The organism is Paraburkholderia ultramafica (assembly GCF_902859915.1).
Classification (GTDB): Bacteria; Pseudomonadota; Gammaproteobacteria; order Burkholderiales; family Burkholderiaceae; genus Paraburkholderia; species Paraburkholderia ultramafica.
Map to the genome: position 1 here is coordinate 1 of NZ_CADIKK010000161.1, position 630 is coordinate 630.

The 630-nt window shown below is 64.6% G+C and carries 1 protein-coding gene; it reads right to left on the reverse strand.

Annotation, left to right across the window (positions count from 1 at the left end):
- Positions 1-630, reverse strand: a 630-nt coding sequence (locus tag HV744_RS36675; RefSeq protein ID WP_175154102.1) for an SAM-dependent methyltransferase, incomplete at both ends; no start/stop codon positions are given.

A 630-nucleotide genomic window follows, 5' to 3' on the forward strand; every position in this document is an offset into this window, starting at 1 on the left:
GCGCGACCACGGCAAGGTTTTCGCGCTGCGGCCGGCTTTGCGGCACACCACCTGGTAGATCGACACGTCGTCCGCTTCGAACGCGTACGCGCAGCCGGCGAGATACACGCGCCAGATACGGAATTTTTCGTCGTCGACCAGCTTGCGGGCTTCGTCCGCATGCGCCTCGAAATTTTCCGCCCACAGATCCAGCGTGTGCGCATAGTGACGGCGCAGGCTTTCGACGTCAACCGCTTCGAGCCCGCCGCGCTGCATCGCTTCGAGCGCGAGACTGATGTGCGGCAGCTCGCCGTCCGGGAACACGTAGCGGTCGATGAATTCGCCGCCGCCGAGCGCGGTTTCGCCGCTGTCCGCATCGCTCGACGTGATGCCGTGATTCATCGCGACGCCGTCGTCGGCCAGCAGGCTGTGGATTTTCTCGAAGTAGCCCGGCAGATTCTTGCGGCCGACGTGCTCGAACATGCCGACGCTGGTGATGCGGTCGAATTGTCCGGTGACGTCGCGATAATCCTGCAGACGAATCTCGATCTGGCCTTCCAGCCCCGCGGCTCTCACGCGTGCGGTGGCGAGGTCGAACTGGTTCTGCGAGAGCGTCACGCCCACGCACTTCGCCCCGAACTTCTGCGCCGC